Origin of the sequence: Peptostreptococcus equinus, assembly GCF_027125355.1 — a bacterium.
In the GTDB taxonomy this organism is placed as follows: domain Bacteria; phylum Bacillota; class Clostridia; order Peptostreptococcales; family Peptostreptococcaceae; genus Peptostreptococcus; species Peptostreptococcus equinus.
Genome location: NZ_CP114052.1, coordinates 1362640 through 1383060, shown reverse-complemented (window position 1 = coordinate 1383060; position 20421 = coordinate 1362640). Strand labels below are relative to the sequence as shown.

Here is a 20421-nt window from a genome sequence, read left to right as displayed (position 1 = left end):
ATAAATAGTCTTATGTTATAATAGGTAAGACGACTTTAGCTTAATAAATTATGGAAGAGGAAATAAGTGTGTTTAAAAAAGAAGAACAAAGATGGGACAAATTTGTAATTCATGCAGATAAAAAAATTAAATTAAAGGACTTATTAGTTGATGATTTAGGATTCTCTATTAGGGCTATTTCAAAGATAAAGAGACAAGAAAATCTATATGTAAATTCAGAAAAAGTAAGACCTAGTCACATTGTGGAAGAAAATGATATAGTAGAAATAATTTTAGATGAGAGACAATCAGATTTTATGAGCCAAGATTTAGGTGTTGAAGTATTGTATGATGATTTTGATATTATGGTAATGGACAAACCTCCATTTATGGTAGTTCATCCCACTAAGAGTCATAATTTAGATACGCTTGCAAATGCTGCATCTTTTGTATTAAATCAAAAAAGACAAGAATGCAAAATAAGATTTATAAATAGATTAGATATGAATACATCTGGACTAGTAATGATTGGTAAAAATGCATATGCCCATCACAGATTATCTAGTGATATGGAGAAAGATTTAATAGATAAGAGATATATTGCAATAGTAAAAGGAAGGGTTAAAGAAGACTTTGGAACAATAGATGAACCAATTTATAGGGAGAACGAGGACACTATAAAGAGGATTGTTGATTCAAGAGGACAAAAATCTATTACACATTACAAAGTTATAAAAAGATTTGATGATGCTAGTGTTTTATCAATTAAATTAGAGACTGGTAGAACTCATCAAATAAGAGTTCATCTATCTCATATAGGTCATGGTATAATCGGCGATGAGCTATATGGATATGTAGATGAAAATATGATTAATAGGCAGGCACTTCATGCTTGTCAGTTAGAATTTAATCAACCGAGGACAGGAAAAAGGATAAATATTAAATCCGATTTACCCAATGATATGAAAAGATTAATAGAAATACTGGAGGAAGTAGATGATAATAAATAAGTTTATATTACATGTGTTAGATAAAAATTCTGATATAGCAGTTTTAAATGGAGTAGAAAACTCTATATCACCAGAAACAGATGCTTTTTATCAGAAAGTAATTAGAAGAATTTTAAGAGATGATGATTTGAGAAAAGCTAGTTTTGAAAATTATGAAGAAAATGAAGTAAGAAAATTATGCGATAATATAATTTATGATGAATCATTATTTATTACAAGTTCACAAGGAATAGCTAGTTTGATGTTCGATTCAATTAAAATAAATGCGGAATTAGATTCTTGTGATTTAGCTATAGTATTGTTTACTCACAAGGATCAAAAGTGTGTAGCGATAATAAAACTTGATTATAAAAAACTTTATACACATGAAATAGGCTATGATGAAGAAAATAATATGGTTATGGTAAAGATGGTTACCAATGATATTGGAATACAGGATTCTCAAAAAATCATACATGCTGGTATTATAGGTGTGAGTGGTGTAAATGATGAGTGGCACTTGCAGGTATTGGATAAAGTGGCAGAAAAAGAAGGTTCAGATTCAAGTTTTGTAAGTGAATTTTTAAATGCCAAAAAAGTAAAAGATGAAAAGTATATGACAAAGTCATTTAGAAATACTACAGATAATTGGATTACCAATGCATTTGCTGATGATATAAAATCAGCAGAAGGACTAAGAAGTTTTTTGAATTATACATTGAAAGAAGAAAATGATATAGATATTGATAAGTTCATTGAAGAATCAAAATTGGATGACCATAAAAAAGAAAGTTTTAAAGAATTAATGGAGGAGAAAGATTTAAATGGTGAATTTGTAGTAGATAAAACTTGGGTTGAAAAGAAGTTAAAAAGAAGAGCAATAAAGACTAATACGGGATTTGATATAAAAGGATTATTAGAAGATTTTGAAGATCCATCGAAGTATTCAATTAAACAAAATGAGGATGGAAGTGTAAATATTACAATCAAAAATATAGAATTTTATGAAGAAAAATAGTATATATAATAATTTAAGACTGGCCAATGGCCAGTCTTAAATTATTTATTTGTTGTTTTCAATGTAGTTAATAATATCACCAATAGTTCTAATATCATCAATTTCTTCGTCATCAACTTTAAGGTCAAATTCTTCTTCAATAGCCATAATAATTTCAACGGCATCAAGTGAGTCTGCATCAAGATCCTCTTGTATATCTGTGTCCATATCAATCATTGAATCATCATCTAATGAAAGTTGTTCAACGATTATTTCTTTTATTTTTTCAAACATTATTTTTCCTCCTGAAATCTTAGCACATAGTTTAATATATATTATCTTATTATATATAAGAGTATATTAATATATAATAGAGTATTTTTCAATAAAAAATTAAAAAATCACTATATTTATTTGAAATGTTAGTATATAATAAAATTGATAAGCTATTTTTATTAGGTTTATTAACAAGTAATCAATTATAAAATATTGTTCGGGAAAATGTTTTTAACTAAAATGAAATGTAAAAATAGACTGTAAGATTATAAAGTAGGAAGGGGAAAAATATGGTAACTAAAAAACCAATTACAATCAAAGATGTTGCGAGAGAAGCAGGGGTTTCTATTTCAACAGTTTCCAGAGTAATCAATGACTCGAAACCTGTTACTAATGAAGTTAAGCAACGTGTTTTAGATATAATAAAAGAGACTGGCTATGTACCAAACCCATTGGCAAGAAGCCTAGTTACTAAGAAAAGCCAGTTAATAGGAGTAATAGTACCTGAAGTTACAGATACATTCTCGGCTGAAATATTAAATGGTATAGAAGAAATATCTAAGATGTATGACTATGATATATTATTAGCCAATACATATTCAGAAAAAGAAGCAGAACTTAAAAATATTAATCTTTTAAGAGCGAAACAAGTAGAAGGTATAGTAATGATTTGCTGGGATATAGATCAAGAAGTTGTAAATGTTCTTGAAAATAGCGGTATACCAGCAGTATTTATCAGTAAAACTTCAAGAGATATAGATATATATAACGTATCTACACAAAATTATCCAGCTGCAAAAGAAATGACAAAGTATCTAATAGATAAGGGCCATAAAAAAATAGCTCTAATGCTAACAGGAAATGAAAATGCAGAACTTGCGGATGAGAGATTAGAAGGGTATAAATCAGCACTTAAAGAGAATAAAATAAAATTTGACTCTTCAATAGTAAAAACGATGAGCGGAACAACTTATGAGGCAGGTTATGCAAGCACTAAAGAACTTTTAAGTGAGTCAAAGGAAATACCACATGCTATTTTTGCAAGCTCTGACGAAGTTGCTATTGGAGTAATAAATGCTTGCTTTGACTTAGGATACAAGGTTCCTGAAGATATATCAGTAGCAGGATTTAATGATGTAAAGTTGGCAAAGATTTATAGACCTAAACTTACTACAGTATATCAACCATTATTTGATATAGGAGCCGTTGCGATTAGGATGATAATTAAAATGGTTAAAGGAGAAGAAATAGAGGATAAGAAAGTTACACTACCATTTAAAATAGTTGAAAGAGAAAGTGTGATTGATAGAAAAACAAAGTAAAATTACATATGCATATGTTAATTATATATGAAATAACTTTAAAAATTTGTAAAACTAGTATATAATATAAGTATGCTAGAACATACGTAAGGCTATATATAAATTCAACCTACATATATAATACGGGAGACTTAGTTCATATATAAGTATGACGTGCCCCTAGGGGGATTTCAGAAAATATAAGGCAGGTCACCCACCTGGGTGAATCTCGGGTGTGAATTTAGTTAGTCAACGGTGTTTTGGAATTTCTGGTGTTGCCCTTTGGCAACACCTTTCTTAATATAAAGGGGAACATATGAAAAATTTCGATTTAGAAAAATATAAGTTTGAATTTCAAGAGAATCAAATTAAATATATACAAATTTATAATAAAATAAAAAAAATGATTAATAATGGCATTATAAAAGAAAATGAGGCATTGGCATCTATTAGAAAGCTATCAGATATCTTAAATGTTAATAAAGACACAGTTATTAAAGCTTATAATTTACTGGAGTCAGAATTATATATTTACAGTATTAAAGGTAAGGGTAATTTTGCTAGATCAAATCAGTTGAAGTCAAAAAAAATAGACCTTAAAGATCAAGATTTTTATAGATTAGATACAGGTAATCCAAGTTCTGAAATTTTTCCCTCAAAAAACTTTGCTAAGGCAGTCCATATGGCTTTAGATGAAAGTACAGAGAATATTTTTGCCTATGATGAAGATTTAGGTATAGAAGAGCTAAAGGAAAAGATGAAGGAATATTTATCTATAAGTTCTTCATATAATAATGATGATGAATTAGTTATAGTATCTGGCGCGCAACAGGGTATAGATGTTATAGCAAAGGGACTTATTAATTATAAGGATAATGTAATAATAGAATCACCAACTTATTCTGGAGCTATAGACATACTAAATAATAGGAATGCAAATATTATTTCTGTTCCTATGCTAGATGATGGTATAGATATAGGTGTACTAAAGCAAAAAATTAAAAAAAATAAACCCAAGCTTTTGTATATAATGACAAATTTTCAAAATCCAACTGGAATAAGTTACAGTGATTATAAAAAGAAAAAGCTTTTAGAATTGGCAAGAGAATACGACTTTTATATATTAGAAGATGATTTTATTAGTGATTTTAAATTCGACATGGATTCGATATCTACATTAAAAAGTATGGATGTAGATTCAAGAGTAATATATATTAAGAGTTTTTCTAAAATATTAATGCCCGGAATAAGAATAGGATTAATGTCAATCCCTAAAGATATATATGAAATGAGATTAGTATCAAAATCTTTACATGATATATCAACATCTACTTTAATTCAAAAGTCTCTATTTTATTATTTTGATAGATTTAATTGGAAAGAACATCTAAAATGTATAGATAAACTATATAGCAATAAATATAGACAGGTTAAAAAATATTTGAATGATAAAAATAAGGGATATTTTGAAATAAAAGAGAATCTAGGAGGGATAAACTTTTTACTTAAGATTAAAGAAGGATATTCCTCAAAAGAGTTTGTAGATATTTTAAGAAATAATAATGTATTTGTAAGAGATGGTTCTATTTTTTATGATAAACAGAACAAAGACCAATTTTTTAGAATAAACATTGCACATGAAGATATAGAAAGATTAAGATTGGCAATTGATATAATATTTGATTGTGCAGATAAATTTTATATGGGTGTGGATAAATAAGTAGTTTTATAGTATAATAATTAACTGGAAAGAGAGGTATTACTATGGATATGATAAATGAATTTGATAAAGATAAACTTGCTAGAATAAATGAATTAGCTAAAATATCAAAAGAAAGAGGTCTTACAAATGAGGAAGCGGATGAACGCCATCAACTTCGTCAAGAATTTTTAGATAATTTTAGAGCAGGATTTAGACAACAGTTGAGTAATATAACAGTTGTAAGTCCAGAAGAACAAGAAGCAATAATAGCTAAGGAATCAGAAAAAATAAAAAATAATAACTAATAACTAATAAGAAAAACCTATCTATAAATAGATAGGTTTTTAAATTTAAGTTTATTTTAAATCATCATCTAGTAAGGTTATTCCATAATATTCTTTAAAAAATTCTAAGAATTTATTTTCTGTAGGTGTAAAAATTTTTTTCTTAGAAAATAGAAAGTAGAAATTTCTCACAAATTTTAAGTCTTTTATATAATAATGGTCTATTTCATTTCTATTTATCATATCTTGTACAGATACTTTTGAAACAAAAGAGCAACCTAATCCAGATTTAACCATTTCTATTATTGCTTCATTACTCTCTACAATAGCTCTAGTGTTTAAGCTATAAATATTTATGCCTACAGACTGTAGTGTTTTTAGAATAAGATTTCTAGTTCCTGAACCCTCTTTTCTCATAATATATATTAAGTCTTTTAATTTAGATTTATCTATAAATCCATCAGTATTTTCAATATTTGTTCCTTTAGGGCATATCAATACCAACTCATCATCTATCAAGTCGTAATAATCAACATGGCTATGTTTTGTTTTAGAACCAACAATTCCAAAAGTAGCTCTTTCACTTAGTATTTCTGGTATTACTAAATTTGAGTCACAATGATTTACAGTAAAGTTAATATTTGGATATTTATAACAAAACTTGTTCAAAAAATCAGGAAGTATAAATGCCTCTGGTATTGAACTACAAACCATATGTATAGAACCTTCTATTTTTCCTGAATATTCTTTTATATCATACAAAGCCTTTTTACAATCATTTAAAATTACTATAGCATGATTATATAATAATTTTCCGGAATCAGTTATAGTAATTGTTTTATTACTTCTATTTAATAGCACTGTGTGTAGTTCCATTTCTAAATTTTGTATATGTGAACTCACAGTAGGTTGTGTAAGAAATAATTCTCTCGCAGCTTTTGAAAAACTTTTATGTTTTGCAACTGCTACAAATACCTCAAGTTGTTTAATGTCCATATTATGGCCCCCCAATAATAAATTATTATAGCATTTATATTATACTACATTTATATAGGAAAATAAAATGATAATAATAGAAAATAGCTATAAATAATTTTAAATATAAGTATTTAAATGTAAAATTTTAATGATTTATAATTAATGTTATAGCATTTATAGCAGAATTAATTTTCGTAATTATATAAATTATTTTTAAAAATAAAAAATATAAAAATAATTGTATAATATTAGAAATTTTGTTATAATGTTCATGTGATTATTAAGTAATAATATTATCACATAAAATTCATATATATTTTGTATTTAATTCTAATTATGATGATATTATTTACTTATATAAAAATGACTTTGTTGTTTTTATAAATATAATTACCCTATTACTGATAGCGAAACTCCCTCACATCCTCGAATTCGCTATCAGGCTATTTTTTCCTATAGGCGCTAGAGCGTCTATAGGTTTTTTGCTGTTTATGCGATGATTTTTAAAACAATTAAAGCAGCTCCTACAAATCTAAGATAGAAAATGTAAGGGCTGCTTTAATTGTTTTTATAGCTGAATTTATTTATTGTATTAAGTCGTAGTAGTATGTTTTTACAATAAAAAAAGCCTTAGAATTATCTAAAGCTAAGTGCCGGATGTGGGACTTGAACCCACACGGTATTGCTACCAACGGATTTTGAGTCCGCCCCGTCTGCCAATTCCAGCAATCCGGCATGTATATCCTTTCAATACATTAAATATTGTAACATAGCTTTACAATAAAAACAAGAAAAATTTTAAGATAATTAAATATATATATAAATGTACTTTAGGAAGTTTATTTAATGAATAGACTTGCTTTCCAATGTGTGAAATAGGGTAAATATATGTTACAATATTATATGAATAAGTAAATTTTGAAAGAGAGTGATACAAATGACAAATAAGATAGATAATAATGAAAAACGATTATTGTTAATTGATGGGAATTCTATAATAAATAGAGCATTTTTTGCTCTTCCACCAATGGATAATGGAGAAGGACTTCATACAAATGCAATTTATGGATTCATGACAATGTTATTTAAGATGATAGAAAACTATAATCCTAGTCATATATCAGTAGCTTTTGACATGAAGGCACCTACCTTTAGACATGAATCATATACTGATTACAAAGCTGGTAGAAAATCTATGGTCAGTGAGCTTGCTATGCAATTAAAACCGTTAAAGAAATTGTTGGATTCATTTGGTATTTATAGACAAGAAATACAAGGTTATGAGGCAGATGATATATTAGGAACTGTTTCATTAGAGGGTGAGAAACAAGGATATAAAGTATTTATAGTAACAGGGGATAGAGATGCTATACAGCTTGCATCAGATGTCACTACAGTACTTATTACAAAAAAAGGTATTGGAGAGGTAGAAGAATATAATACTCAGAGTGTAATTGAAAGATATAATTTAACACCTACACAATTTATAGATTTAAAGGGATTAATGGGTGATAAATCTGATAATATACCTGGAATACCTGGTATTGGAGAGAAGACTGGAATAAAATTGTTAACTGAATATAAGACATTAGAAGGCGTGTTAGAAAACTCAGATAAGCTAAAAGGAGCTCAAAAGAAAAAGGTTGAAGAAAATAAAGAAGCGGCTATTATGAGTAAGGAGTTAGCTACTATTATTAGATCTGTTCCAATTACATATAAATTAGATGATATGAAATTTGGAGATTTTGATGAGCAGGTATTAATAAAAAATCTTCAAGATTTAAAATTTACAAGTCTTATATCTAGAATAACAAGTTTTAGTTCAACAAATAAGGACGATCAAATAATAGATATTAAAAAAATAAATTCAAAGAGTGAGCTAGAAACTTTTGTTTCTAGCGCAAAAAATTATAAAAAATTTGCTATAAAAGTTTTTACAAGAAAAGACAATATATTAAATAAAAATATTTTTAAAGTATATTTAGCGATAAATTCAGAAAATATATATGTCATAGAAGAAGATTTAATAGAAGATTTAAAAAATATACTTGAAGATGAAGAAATAGAAAAAATTGGATATGAAATGAAAGAAGATTACGTAGCTTTTAGACCATATGGAATCAAAATTAAAAATATGGCTTTTGATGTCTCAATAGCTGAATATATAATTGATTCTAAAACATCTACATCTTATGATATAGATTCTATATCTAATAAATATCTATATAAAAAGATAAAAACTAAAGAAGAATTGCTAGGAAAAGGGGCTAAATCTATTGCATTTACTGATGTTAAGGATGAGGATTTAGATGATTATGCAAATGGTATTATAAAAACAGTTTTTGGATGCATTGATATAATGAAGAAAAAAATAAAAGATGATGATATGGAAATGCTATATTATGATGTGGAAATGCCACTAGTAGAAGTCCTAGCAGATATGGAATATGTTGGAATATGTGTAGATGAAGAAATTGTTGATAGGCTAGGTAAGGAATTTGATGAATCGATAAAGTCTACAGCAGAAAAAATACATAAATTAGCAGGTGAAGAGTTTAATATAAATTCTCCAAAACAACTGGGTGTAATATTGTTTGAAAAATTAGAGCTACCTGTAATTAAAAAAACTAAGACAGGATATTCTACAAATGCAGAAGTACTAGAAAAGTTAAGAGAAAAGCATGAAATAATAGCTTTAATAACTGAATATAGAAGTGTAGTAAAATTAAAATCTACATATATTGATGGTATAAAACAATTGATAAATAAAAATGATGGAAGAATACATTCATCATTCCAACAAACAATAGCAACCACTGGTAGAATTTCATCAACGGATCCTAATATGCAAAATATACCAGTTAAAACAGAATTAGGAAGACAGATTAGAAAAGTATTTGTTGCAGATAGGGGAATGAAGCTAGTAGATGCAGACTACTCACAAGTTGAGTTAAGAGTACTTGCTCATATGAGTGGAGATGAAGATATGATTGAGGCATTTGAAAGTGGAGAGGATATTCATAGAAAAACAGCTTCTCAAGTGTTTAATGTAGAATTTGATAAAGTTACTCCTGAGCTAAGAAGTGCGGCAAAGGCTGTAAATTTTGGACTAATATATGGAAAGAGTGATTTTGGTCTAGCAAAAGATTTAAATATTTCTCTTAAAAAATCAAAAGAATATATAGAAAATTATTTTGCAAGATTTCCTAAAATAAAAGTATTTATGGATAAGATTGTGGAAGATGCACAAATAAGTGGATATGCTACAACTATATTTAAAAGAAGAAGATATATACCAGAGATATTATCAAAGAACTTCATTGACAAAAATCGTGGTAAGAGGGCAGCTATGAATGCCCCAATTCAAGGAAGTGCAGCAGACATAATAAAAATTGCTATGGTAAATGTATTTAATAGATTAAAAGAAGAAGAACTAAAATCAAATCTAATATTGCAAGTACATGATGAATTAATTATTGAGACGTACGAGGACGAAATAGACAGGGTAAAGGTATTATTAAAAGAAGAAATGGAAAATGCAGTTAATTTAAAAGTTAATTTAGATGTAGATTTAAATGTGGGTGATTCATGGTTCGAAACTAAATAAGGTGGTGTAAACTAGTGTTAAAAGTTGGATTAACTGGAAACATAGCATGTGGCAAATCTAGTATATCAAATATACTTCAATTAAATGATTATTATATAATTGATGCAGATGTAATATCCAGAGAAATATATGAATATGATGATGTAATGGAAAGGATGAGAATTTACTTTCCTCAGGCAATTATAGAGAATCAAATTGATAGAAAAAAATTGTCTGATATAGTATTCGGCGATAATGATAAATTATTAAAATTAAATAGAATAGTACATGATAAGATAAATTCCGTAATAAATATGCGTATAAATTTATATAAGAAAATGTATGGGGAAGATATAATTGTAATAATTGATGCAGCCTTATTATTTGAATCAAATTTTGATAAGAATATGGATAAAATAGTTGTAGTTTTTTGTCCAGAAGATGAACAATTAATCAGACTAATGGATAGAGAAGGTATTACGGTACCACAAGCATTAAGTAGAATAAATAGTCAAATGGATCAATCTGAAAAAGTAAGTAGGGCTGACTATGTAATTGATAACTCTGGAAACTTAGAGGACTTGGAAAAACAGGTAAATAATCTCATGCAACAAATGCAAACATGGAATAATAATTTTAAATAAAAAAGTGATTAGAAATTTTAAAAAACATAAAAGTTACAAAAAAGAAACAGAAAAATAATATGATAATTTGGAAAAAGTTACAAAAAATATAATAATTGTAACTTTTTTTCTTTGGAAACTAGTTTTTTTCAAAAAAAGTCTTTACAAGTCGTAACATTATGTTGTATTATATGGATGTAGCAAAAAAAACGGAAGAAATTTGTTACAAAATTGTATATATAATTACATAAAGTAACGATAGAATTTATACGGGATATAGCAACATATTATGTCTTGATGATGTCACAGAGTGACAAGTATTTTTGAGGGGTGAGAATTAGATGAAAAAAGCAATAACAGTATTAGGGTTGGGAGCTGCTGCTGCAGCCATATCAGTTACAAACGTAAGTGCGTTAGAACAACAAGATGCTAACAAAATGCTAGCTGATGCAAACCTTAATGAACAGTCAAATGCGACTTCAAATAAGGTCTCAGAATTGAATGCAGATAGTAAACTGACTGTAAAAGATGGACAGGTAAGTGTAACTAATAACCAAACTAATACAAGCAACGATACTTTGGCAAATCAAAAGATAGTTAAAAATGAGATTGGTGTTTTAGTTGAAACACAAGATAATACAAAAATTAATACTGAAAATAAAGCTACTGAGAAAGAACAGACTCCAGTAGCAGAAAATACTGCTGTAGAAACTAAGGTTGAAGAAACAAAGGCTCCAGCTAAGGAAGAAGCACCAGTAGCAGAAACTAAGGTTGAAGAAACAAAGGCTCCAGCTAAGGAAGAAGCACCAGTAGCAGAAACTAAGGTTGAAGAAACAAAAGCTCCAGCTAAGGAAGAAGCACCAGTAGCAGAAACTAAGGTTGAAGAAACAAAAGCTCCAACTAAGGAAGAAGCACCAGTAGCAGAAACTAAGGTTGAAGAAACAAAGGCTCCAGCTAAGGAAGAAGCACCAGTAGCAGAAACTAAGGTTGAAGAAACAAAGGCTCCAGCTAAGGAAGAAGCACCAGTAGCAGAAACTAAGCCTTCTGATGATATAGTTGTAGTTTCAAAGGCTAAATTAACTAAGCAAGCAAAAGAAACTGCTCAGACAGTTGAAGGTAAAATAAATAATGCTTACTACTTAAATGTAAGAAGTGGACCAAGTACATCTTTCTCAATAGAAGATGTTCTATCACAAAAAGATGTATTTAAAATATTATCTAGACATGCAACTGGATGGTATGAAGTACTACTACAGAATGGAACAAAAGGCTGGTCATCTGATAAGTATATTACTGTTTTATCTTCTAATGATAAGGCTAATGTTGTGAATTCAGTGAATGCTAAAGTACAAAAGGCTGCTCCAACAACTTCTAATAAAGGACAATTAAAAAATGCATATGCATTAAACATAAGAAAAGGACCATCAGTATTGGAAAAACTATCAGGAGTTGTTTTCAAAGGTGATGTATTTAACGTAGTATCTCAACATTCAAGTGGGTGGTTAGAAATTATGTTAAAGGATGGTACTAGAGGATGGGCATCTGGTAAATATATAAGTGCGAATCTATCAAATGTTAAGCACAATACAAGTGTAGTTAGTCATTCAAATGCTGCTAATAATAATGCAAGTGTTAGACCAACTACAAATGCTAAACCAGTTGCTAACAAGGTTACAACACCAGCAAAAAATAATAAAGTTACTATAAATGTTAATCAGGCTAGAGTAAATAGTTCTGTTAACGTAAGATCAAGTGCAAGTAGATCAGGATCTGTATTAGGTACATTAACTGGTAATTCAATAGTTAACGTATTAGGTATGGAAAATGGATGGTATAAGGTATTATTAAATAGTGGTCAGATTGGATATGTTGGACCAAGTTTCTTATCTATGACAGGTAAGACAGTTGCAGTTAGTGCTACTACTAATAATGTAACAAATAGAGGAAACTCAGGTATGGCGACTCCAATTGCCAATAGAAATAATGGTAATACAGGAACTGCAAAATTAACTGTAAAAGATGGACCGGTGACAAGAAGTGGACAGGCTATAGCAAATTTAGCTCAGTCATTTATAGGTACTCCATATGTATGGGGTGGATCTAGTCCTAAGGGATTTGATTGTTCAGGTTTGGTTCAGTATGTATATAACAAGGTAGGTATAAAGCTACCTAGAACTTCAGCTCAGCAAGGTGTATCAGGACGTGCATCTTCTTTAGCTAATGCTAAGGTAGGAGATATTTTACATATGCCAGGACATGTAGCTATATACATTGGTGGTGGAAGATTTGTTCATGCACCACAGCCAGGACAGAATGTAAAGATAGGAAAAATAAGTGATGGTTGGGCAAGAATAGATGCCGTTAGAACATTTTTCTAATATATAAAAAAGATAATTAAAATAGCTGTAAGAATATATATTCTTACAGCTATTTTTTATGCTTATTTTAAATAAAGTTCTTATAATTATTTGAAAATCTGTTTACATTTTTACTATAGTCGTGTATCATAAACATATGAATAATTATTCATATGTTTGTATATAGGAGGGTTTATGAACAAAAAAATAATATCCAAAGATATAGAAGTATGTCAAGAATATGAAATTCACGAAGACAAATTAAGTAGAGTTGAGGAAAATAAACCGAGCGAAGATATGGTTATGGATCTATCTGAATTATTTAAGGTACTTGGTGACAAGACAAGGATACAAATATTATATGCACTATTAGAATCAGAGATGTGTGTATGTGATATTGCAGAGTATCTTAATATGACTCAATCAGCTATTTCTCATCAGTTAAGGGTACTTAAGTCAACCAGACTAGTGAAATTTAGAAAAGAAGGTAAAACAGTATATTATTCAATTGATGACGAACATGTAAAAATAATATTTGATTGCGGTTTAGCTCATATAAAAGAATTATATTATTAGGCGGTGAAAGTATGAATAAAATAGATTTAAAATTAGGTGGACTAACTTGTGCTAATTGTGCAGGTCTGATAGATGAAAAAGTGAAACGTCTTGATGAAGTTAACGAATCAAATTTAAATTTTATAAGTAGTAAGCTTACTTTTAAAATTAAAGAGGAATATGATATACAAGAAAGTTTGAATAAGGTTGTAAAAATTGTAGATGATACGGAACCAGGTCTAGTTATAGAACTTTTAAATTCTAGTGATCTTAATCTTAAAATAAGAAATAGAAATCAAAAAAATGAATTAAGTAATTTATCTACAGGTAAAGAAGATTGCCATGAAAACAAAAATAACAGCGACTTTGAAGTATCTGATAAGAAGATATTAATGTCAGCGGTTTTTCTTTATGTATTATTATTTTTAGCAAAAAAAGGCGGCTTATCAGAAACAATATTTAATATAGGCATGATAGTAACTTATTTAATTGCAGGCAGGGAAGTGCTAATTAGTGCTTTTAAAAATCTTTTTAATGGAAAAGTAATGGACGAAAATTTTCTTATGACCATTGCGACTTTAGGTGCTATAGCCATTGGTGAATATCCAGAAGCAGTAGGAGTTATGATATTTTATGGAATTGGCGAATTATTAGAAGATAAAGCTGTAGATAAATCTAGAAAAAATATAAGTTCTCTTATGGATATAAAGGCGAAATTTGCAAATGTGTTAATTGGTGATAAGATTGTACAAAAGAATCCAGAAGATGTAGAAGTAGGCCAGGAAATAGTTGTCAAGCCAGGAGAAAAGGTAGCACTTGATTCAACTATTATAAAGGGAAGCAGTTCATTTGATAATTCTGCAATTACTGGAGAATCTAAATTAGTTAAATTAGGAGAAGGTGATTCAGTATTAGCAGGTACAATTAATAAAGACTCGTTAGTACATATGAAAGTGGATAAGATATTTTCGGACTCTACTGTTGCAAGAATTTTAGATATGGTCGAAAATGCTTCAGTCAAAAAAGCAAAAAAAGAAAATTTCATCAGTATCTTTGCAAGATACTATACACCAATTGTGGTTGTGTTAGCTATCTTGATTGTGATTTTACCTACATTTATATTAGGACAAGATTTTACAAAGTGGTTATATAGAGGATTGATATTTTTGGTAGTATCATGCCCTTGTGCATTGGTATTATCAATACCTTTATCATATTTTTCTGGTATAGGTTTGCTATCAAAGAATGGAGTATTGGTTAAAGGTTCAAATTATATAGATGTACTTAGAAGTCTAAAAACTATAGTTTTTGATAAGACTGGTACACTTACAGAAGGAATCTTTAAAGTAAGAGATATAAAACTTGCTAAAGGTGTAGATGAATATCAATTATTGAAATATGCATATATAGCAGAGATGAACTCAACACATCCGATTGCAAAGTCTGTAATAGCATATGTAAAAGCGATAAACAAAGATGATTTTAATATCAATTTACTAGAATCATATGAAGAAATTCCCGCTATGGGCATAATAGCTAAATATGATGGTCATGAAATATTGGCAGGTAATAGTAGATTGATGGAAAAGTATGATATTAACTATGAAAAAATAAAATCTAATTCTTCAAAGGTTTATCTAGCTTGTGATAATTATTACATGGGATGCATAGAAATATATGACGATTTGAAAATTGGAACTGAGTCAGCTATAAATTCGTTAAGAAAAAGAGGTGTAGAAGAATTTATAATATTAACTGGAGATTCTAAAGAAAACGCACGAGCTTTAGCTGAAGAACTATCTATAGATAAAGTATATGCACAATTGTTACCTGACCAAAAAGTAGAAAAAGTAGAAGAGATAATGTCTAAAAGAGTTGAGAAAGAAAGAGGATTGGCATTCGTGGGAGATGGTATAAATGATGCTCCAGTAATAGCAAGAGCTGATTTAGGTATTTCAATGGGACAAATAGGATCAGATGCAGCTATTGAGGCTTCTGATATAGTTTTGATGAAGGATGATTTAAATACTCTAGCCAGGGCTATTGATATATCTAAATATACAAATAAAATAGTAATACAAAATATAGTTATGGCTATTGGTATTAAAGTTTTGATAATGATATTGAGTATGTTTGGACTTGCTAATATGTGGATGGCAATATTTGCAGATGTAGGTGTGGCATTACTTGCTGTACTTAATTCATTGAGGATATTTAGATTTAAATAAAAAAGACATAACAATATAAAATTTAAGCAAGATATTTAAATATATGTAATAAATATAAAAAGTAAATAAATTAATAAAAAGAGGCAGAATAGTGTATAATTTGCCTCTTTTTATATACAAAAATACCTACAAATTTTATAATGTAAGTAAATAATATATTTTAGATAAAAAGATATAATAAAAAATAAAATTGACTATAAGTATTTGCAAATAATTTTAATAATTTTTAATATTTAACAGCCATTAATATTTTATAATTTAGGAGGTATATTTTAGCCGTATGGAAGAAATAAAAAGTGAGATAACGACATTACTAAATTCTTTCAACTCCAATTATAACAAACAGAGCTTTGATGAAAAAAATAAAAATATACAAGATAAACTTGATAGAGTAGACAGAGCGCTCTTGTGGATGGGGAGAAATGGGTGTAATAAAGCTTTAGATCTTTTTATAATAAGCAAATTGAATCAGGTAAAAACAGTAATTTGTTCCGATAATGAACTATCTTCTTATAAAAATAGAGGATTAGAGGATGAAGATTTATTTCAAACTGGTGTACTGGGAGTTATTTATGCTGCAAAAAAATTTGATTTTAGGGAAAATATTTTAGTGAGAACCTATGTTTCAAACAATGTGAAATTTAGTATTAAAAATGCATATAGACAATATGGTAACCTATATGTATCTAGAGAAGCCGGATCAATATATGCTAAATGTAGTAAAGATGCAGATTTATTAGATGATAAATTGAGCACCAAAAAGCTAAAATTTTTATCTAGAAAAAATAACATTGACTGTAAAAAAATATCGGAAAGTATACTAGCTATTAAAAATAGAACTAATATACTTTCAATAAATAACGATGGAGAAATTGAGGCCGACACGGATTTTTTGGAAAGATATAAAAATAGGTTAGTTTGTGAGTATGAGAAAAAATATAATTTAATTTTTGATTATAGATTTGCTCTGAATAAATTTAATATTTTAACGGATAAAGAAAAATATGTGATTGAATCTATATTTATTAAAGATAGGACACAAAAAGATATATCCAAAGAGTTGGAATGTTCAGTTACAGCTATAGGAAAGATTAAGAAAAAGGCTCTCTCTAAATTAGAAAGTGAGTTTCTTTTGTAATGCAAAAATTTGGCCAAGTTTCAATAAAAAATAATTGAGTAAATATAATGATAATATAAGAAAAGAAGTTGATAATATGGATTTTTCATATTATCAACTTCTTTTCTTATAATAAACCAGCTAGCAACGGAACTGTTGCTATACTGATAATAGTTGTTATAAACACACATTTTGATGAAAACTCAATACTAGTATTATACCTTTCAGCCATTATTGTTGTAAAAGCAGGACTTGGTAGTGCTGCTGTAAAGAATAATATTGCTAGAGGTAAATCTAGGTTTGCCTGTATGTTTAGTACTTTAAATAATATTAATATTAATACTGGAGCTAAGACCATTCTAATAACTGTTAATCTATAAACTTCAAAGTCAGTAAACATTTTTTTGTAGTCATATCTAGAAAGCGATAAACCTACCACCATCATTGAAAGCGGCACAGTTAGATTTGAAACATAAGTAATCAATGTAAGTACAGGTTTTGGCACAGGTATCTGTCCCAAAAATAAAATCATACCTATTAATACGGCAAAATTCTGTCTAGTAAATACCACATCTCTAATTCTAACTTTTTCATCCAAATCATAGTTTAGTGTAATCATTTTTATACCTATAGAGAATATAAATATATTTTGAACTATATTACCTATAGCCATCAAGAATAATCCGTTATTCCCATATAGAGCAAACATAAGTGGATATCCTATAAAGGCATTATTTGAAAATGTTAGAGCGAAAATCCAACTTCCTTGCTTCATCTTGTCAACTTTTAGCAATTTTGAAATATAGTAAGCTACTACTGAAATAACAATTAAGTATGCTGCCATTATTAATGAGACTTTAATAATATCATTTAAAAGAGCCTTTGAAAAAGGTCTAATCATAGATACTATAATAGTACACGGGATACTTACATCTATAAGCATATTTGTAATATCATTAATAGATGTATGCTTTACAACTTTCGAAAGTCCCATCCAGTAACCCAAAAATAATAGCAAGAATAATATCAATACGTTTGTAAAAATTACTTGCAAATTACTATCTCCTTATTTTTTTATAATTTATATTTATATAGTATAGCATAAAAAGTATGTATATAGTTATTGAAAAAGAAAAAACTCTATAATATTTAATTAAGTATAATTAATATTAATTTTACTTAATTAAATATTATAGAGAATAAATAATTTTATATAATTTTGGTTGAGCTTTATACTATTGGATTTTATAGTAGTGAAGCGAAAAATGGAACTGTTATAATACTCAAAATTGTAGTTATAAAAACGCATTTTGAAGCAAATTCTACACTTGTATTATATCTCTCTGCCATAATAGAAGTAAATGCTGGGCTAGGCAAAGCTGCTGTAAAGAATAAAATTGCATAAGGCAAATTATTGTTTGCTTCAATTTTAAATAATTTGTATATTATAATCAAAAAAATAGGTAAAAGAATCATACGTATAAAACTTAGTCTATATACTTCTGGGTCTGTAAACATAGTTTTAGGATTGTATTTTGATAAAGATAGTCCTACTACCATCATTGATAGAGGAACCGTCAAATTAGAAACGTATCTAAGTAAGTTAAAAATTGGTGTTGGAACATGTATCTGTAGTACAAATAAAAACATACCTATTATTACTGCGATATTTTGTCTAGTAAATACTATTTTTTTAATATTAATTTTTTCATCATTTGGATAATTAAGTGTTACCATTTTTATACCTATAGAAAATATAAATACATTTTGAATTACATTACCCATAGCCATAATAAATAGTCCATCATTGCCATATAGTGCATACATCAAGGGATAACCAATAAAACCATTATTTGAAAACACGAGGGCAAACATCCAGCTTCCTTGTTTTTTTTCATCTACATTTAATATCTTTGTTATTACATACGAAAATAATGCAACTGACAAATGAAATATAATCATTAAAAACATTACTTTGATTGTAGCATCTAATAATTTCTGATTGAATGGTCGAATTAAAGACACTACAATAGTACATGGTATAGCGAAATCAATAAGGATATTGGATAAATCGTTTATTGATGAATATTTTATTATTTTATTTTTTCCCATTGAATAGCCTATATACATAAGCATGAATAGAATTAAGACATTTGTAAAGACCACTAGCATTTTATCACCTCATAAACAATTATATCATAGTGAAAGTAGGAATAAATAGCCTTAATAAAAGTTATTATAAAAAACAAAAAAACATTGACTTTTATATATTTTTTATATATAATTATATAGGTAATTGCCGCACGGTAAAGGTGGCCGCACGCTCAGGCAGTGATTGGCAAAAAACTCCAATATAATTTGGATACCTCATCCGGCGAGTTTGAGAACAAGGAGGTGTATATATGTACGCTATAGTTAAGACTGGAGGAAAGCAGTATAAAGTTTCTGAAGGTGATGTTCTTTTCGTTGAAAAGCTAGACGCTAACGAAGGTGATGTTGTTACTTTAAATGAAGTATTAGCTGTAAACAATGGTGAACTTAAGATAGGTTCTCCTGTAGTTGAAGGTGCTTCTGTTGAAGCTAAAGTAGTAGAACAAGGTAAAGGTAAGAAAGTTATCGTTTACAAGTACAAGCCAAAAAAGGACTACAGAAGAAAAAATGGTCATCGTCAGCTATATACTAAGATAGTAGTTGAAAAGATCAACGCTTAATTCACAATGATAAAAGTTGATTTTTATTATAATAGTGAGTTTAAGATTAAGGGATTTGAATTAAGAGGTCATGCGAATTATGAAGAATTTGGATACGACATAGTTTGTGCGTCTGTTACTAGCAATTCTATTGCTGTTATTAATTCATTAGAAAACCTACAAAAAGTTAATTTTGAAAAAGTATTGGCTAATGAAGGTCATATTTTGTGTAAGGTAGCAGATGAAGATTTAGAAAAATCTCAGCTTTTACTTGAACATTTAAAATTAGCATTGGTTGAAATAAGTAGAGAATATCCAAAAAATATAAAAATATTTGAAAAGTAGGGGGTGACTCCAGATGTTAAAAATGAATTTGCAACTTCTTGCATCAAAGAAGGGAGTAGGTTCTTCTAAGAATGGTAGAGATTCTATTTCTAAGAGACTTGGTGTTAAGAGATTTGACGGTCAGGCAGTAACTGCTGGTTCTATCATAGTTAGACAGAGAGGAACAAAAATTCATCCTGGTACAAATGTAGGTAAGGGTGGAGATGATACTCTTTTCGCGCTTGTTGATGGAAAAGTTAAGTTTGAAAGATTAGACAAGAAGAGAAAAAAAGTTAGTATATATCCAGTAGAAATCGCTGAATAGTATATGCTTAGAGCTATCATTTCGATAGCTCTATTTTTATACTGTTGAATATAAAGTGTTGTTTCAAAAAATTCCTATACCAATATATAAAATGCTATTAATTTTTTAAT

At 28.4% G+C, this 20421-nt stretch carries 18 protein-coding genes, 1 tRNA gene and 1 other RNA gene; 15 read left to right on the top strand and 5 right to left on the bottom strand.

Going from position 1 to position 20421, the window contains the following annotated elements; genetic code table 11:
- Window positions 1-50 precede the first annotated feature (50 nt).
- Both O0R46_RS06870 and O0R46_RS06865 read left to right on the top strand, forming a co-directional pair.
- Window positions 51-989: an RluA family pseudouridine synthase gene (locus tag O0R46_RS06870; protein WP_331275571.1), complete on the top strand. Its 939-nt coding sequence runs from the start codon at window positions 51-53 to the stop codon at window positions 987-989.
- Window positions 976-1986 (top strand): nucleoid-associated protein, encoded by a 1011-nt coding sequence (locus tag O0R46_RS06865; RefSeq protein ID WP_269310996.1) that lies wholly within the window; start codon window positions 976-978, stop codon window positions 1984-1986. Before O0R46_RS06870 ends, O0R46_RS06865 begins: the two co-directional genes overlap by 14 nt.
- A 45-nt stretch (window positions 1987-2031) precedes the next feature.
- On the opposite strand, the gene acpP is transcribed toward O0R46_RS06865, so the two are convergent.
- A complete protein-coding gene (gene acpP / locus O0R46_RS06860) occupies window positions 2032-2259 on the bottom strand; it encodes an acyl carrier protein (RefSeq protein ID WP_269310995.1) in 228 nt (75 codons plus the stop codon).
- Window positions 2260-2531: 272 nt separating this feature from the next.
- On the opposite strand from acpP, the gene O0R46_RS06855 reads away from it, so the two are divergent.
- The 4 genes from O0R46_RS06855 (at window position 2532) to O0R46_RS06840 (ending at window position 5549) form a co-directional block, all read left to right on the top strand.
- Window positions 2532-3563 carry a LacI family DNA-binding transcriptional regulator gene (locus O0R46_RS06855; RefSeq protein ID WP_269310994.1) on the top strand — a complete coding sequence of 344 codons (1032 nt, stop codon included), beginning with the start codon at window positions 2532-2534 and terminating at the stop codon, window positions 3561-3563.
- Between the two features lie 69 nt (window positions 3564-3632).
- Window positions 3633-3813: non-coding RNA, 6S RNA (gene ssrS / locus O0R46_RS06850), on the top strand.
- Between the two features lie 45 nt (window positions 3814-3858).
- A complete protein-coding gene (pdxR, locus tag O0R46_RS06845; RefSeq protein WP_269310993.1) occupies window positions 3859-5262 on the top strand; it encodes a MocR-like pyridoxine biosynthesis transcription factor PdxR in 1404 nt (467 codons plus the stop codon).
- A 44-nt stretch (window positions 5263-5306) separates the two neighbouring features.
- A complete protein-coding gene (locus O0R46_RS06840) occupies window positions 5307-5549 on the top strand; it encodes a DUF896 domain-containing protein (RefSeq protein ID WP_269310992.1) in 243 nt (80 codons plus the stop codon).
- A gap of 51 nt (window positions 5550-5600) precedes the next feature.
- Here the strand turns inward: O0R46_RS06840 and O0R46_RS06835 are convergent, their stop codons facing one another.
- Complete coding sequence (locus O0R46_RS06835) at window positions 5601-6524, bottom strand: selenium metabolism-associated LysR family transcriptional regulator (RefSeq protein ID WP_269310991.1); 924 nt, start codon at window positions 6522-6524, stop codon at window positions 5601-5603.
- 633 nt (window positions 6525-7157) lie between these two features.
- Window positions 7158-7241 (bottom strand) — tRNA-Leu (locus O0R46_RS06830).
- 202 nt (window positions 7242-7443) lie between these two features.
- Here O0R46_RS06830 and polA point away from each other — a divergent pair.
- From polA to O0R46_RS06800, 6 genes are all read left to right on the top strand, one after another.
- Entirely contained in the window at window positions 7444-10113 is a 2670-nt protein-coding gene (gene polA / locus O0R46_RS06825; protein WP_269310990.1) for a DNA polymerase I, read from the top strand.
- 14 nt (window positions 10114-10127) lie between these two features.
- Entirely contained in the window at window positions 10128-10736 is a 609-nt protein-coding gene (gene coaE / locus O0R46_RS06820) for a dephospho-CoA kinase (protein ID WP_269310989.1), read from the top strand.
- A gap of 320 nt (window positions 10737-11056) precedes the next feature.
- On the top strand, window positions 11057-13093 hold the full coding sequence (locus O0R46_RS06815; RefSeq protein ID WP_269310988.1) for a C40 family peptidase: 2037 nt from the start codon (window positions 11057-11059) through the stop codon (window positions 13091-13093).
- A gap of 174 nt (window positions 13094-13267) precedes the next feature.
- Window positions 13268-13648, top strand: a complete 381-nt coding sequence (locus tag O0R46_RS06810; protein ID WP_269310987.1) for an ArsR/SmtB family transcription factor — start codon at window positions 13268-13270, stop codon at window positions 13646-13648.
- An 11-nt stretch (window positions 13649-13659) separates the two neighbouring features.
- Window positions 13660-15855 carry a heavy metal translocating P-type ATPase gene (locus O0R46_RS06805; RefSeq protein ID WP_269310986.1) on the top strand — a complete coding sequence of 732 codons (2196 nt, stop codon included), beginning with the start codon at window positions 13660-13662 and terminating at the stop codon, window positions 15853-15855.
- 280 nt (window positions 15856-16135) lie between these two features.
- On the top strand, window positions 16136-16993 hold the full coding sequence (locus O0R46_RS06800) for a sigma-70 family RNA polymerase sigma factor (RefSeq protein WP_269310984.1): 858 nt from the start codon (window positions 16136-16138) through the stop codon (window positions 16991-16993).
- Window positions 16994-17099: 106 nt separating this feature from the next.
- Here the strand turns inward: O0R46_RS06800 and O0R46_RS06795 are convergent, their stop codons facing one another.
- Both O0R46_RS06795 and O0R46_RS06790 read right to left on the bottom strand, forming a co-directional pair.
- Complete coding sequence (locus O0R46_RS06795; protein ID WP_269310983.1) at window positions 17100-18026, bottom strand: AEC family transporter; 927 nt, start codon at window positions 18024-18026, stop codon at window positions 17100-17102.
- Between the two features lie 191 nt (window positions 18027-18217).
- Window positions 18218-19144 carry an AEC family transporter gene (locus tag O0R46_RS06790; RefSeq protein ID WP_269310982.1) on the bottom strand — a complete coding sequence of 309 codons (927 nt, stop codon included), beginning with the start codon at window positions 19142-19144 and terminating at the stop codon, window positions 18218-18220.
- Between the two features lie 230 nt (window positions 19145-19374).
- On the opposite strand from O0R46_RS06790, the gene rplU reads away from it, so the two are divergent.
- Genes rplU through rpmA form a run of 3 tightly spaced genes read left to right on the top strand, consistent with a single transcriptional unit; the run spans window position 19375 to window position 20311 of the window.
- Window positions 19375-19683, top strand: a complete 309-nt coding sequence (gene rplU, locus O0R46_RS06785) for a 50S ribosomal protein L21 (protein ID WP_269310981.1) — start codon at window positions 19375-19377, stop codon at window positions 19681-19683.
- A gap of 6 nt (window positions 19684-19689) precedes the next feature.
- Window positions 19690-20007, top strand: a complete 318-nt coding sequence (locus tag O0R46_RS06780; protein ID WP_269310980.1) for a ribosomal-processing cysteine protease Prp — start codon at window positions 19690-19692, stop codon at window positions 20005-20007.
- Window positions 20008-20020: 13 nt separating this feature from the next.
- Window positions 20021-20311: a 50S ribosomal protein L27 gene (gene rpmA / locus O0R46_RS06775; protein WP_269310979.1), complete on the top strand. Its 291-nt coding sequence runs from the start codon at window positions 20021-20023 to the stop codon at window positions 20309-20311.
- The last annotated feature ends 110 nt before the right edge of the window (window positions 20312-20421 follow it).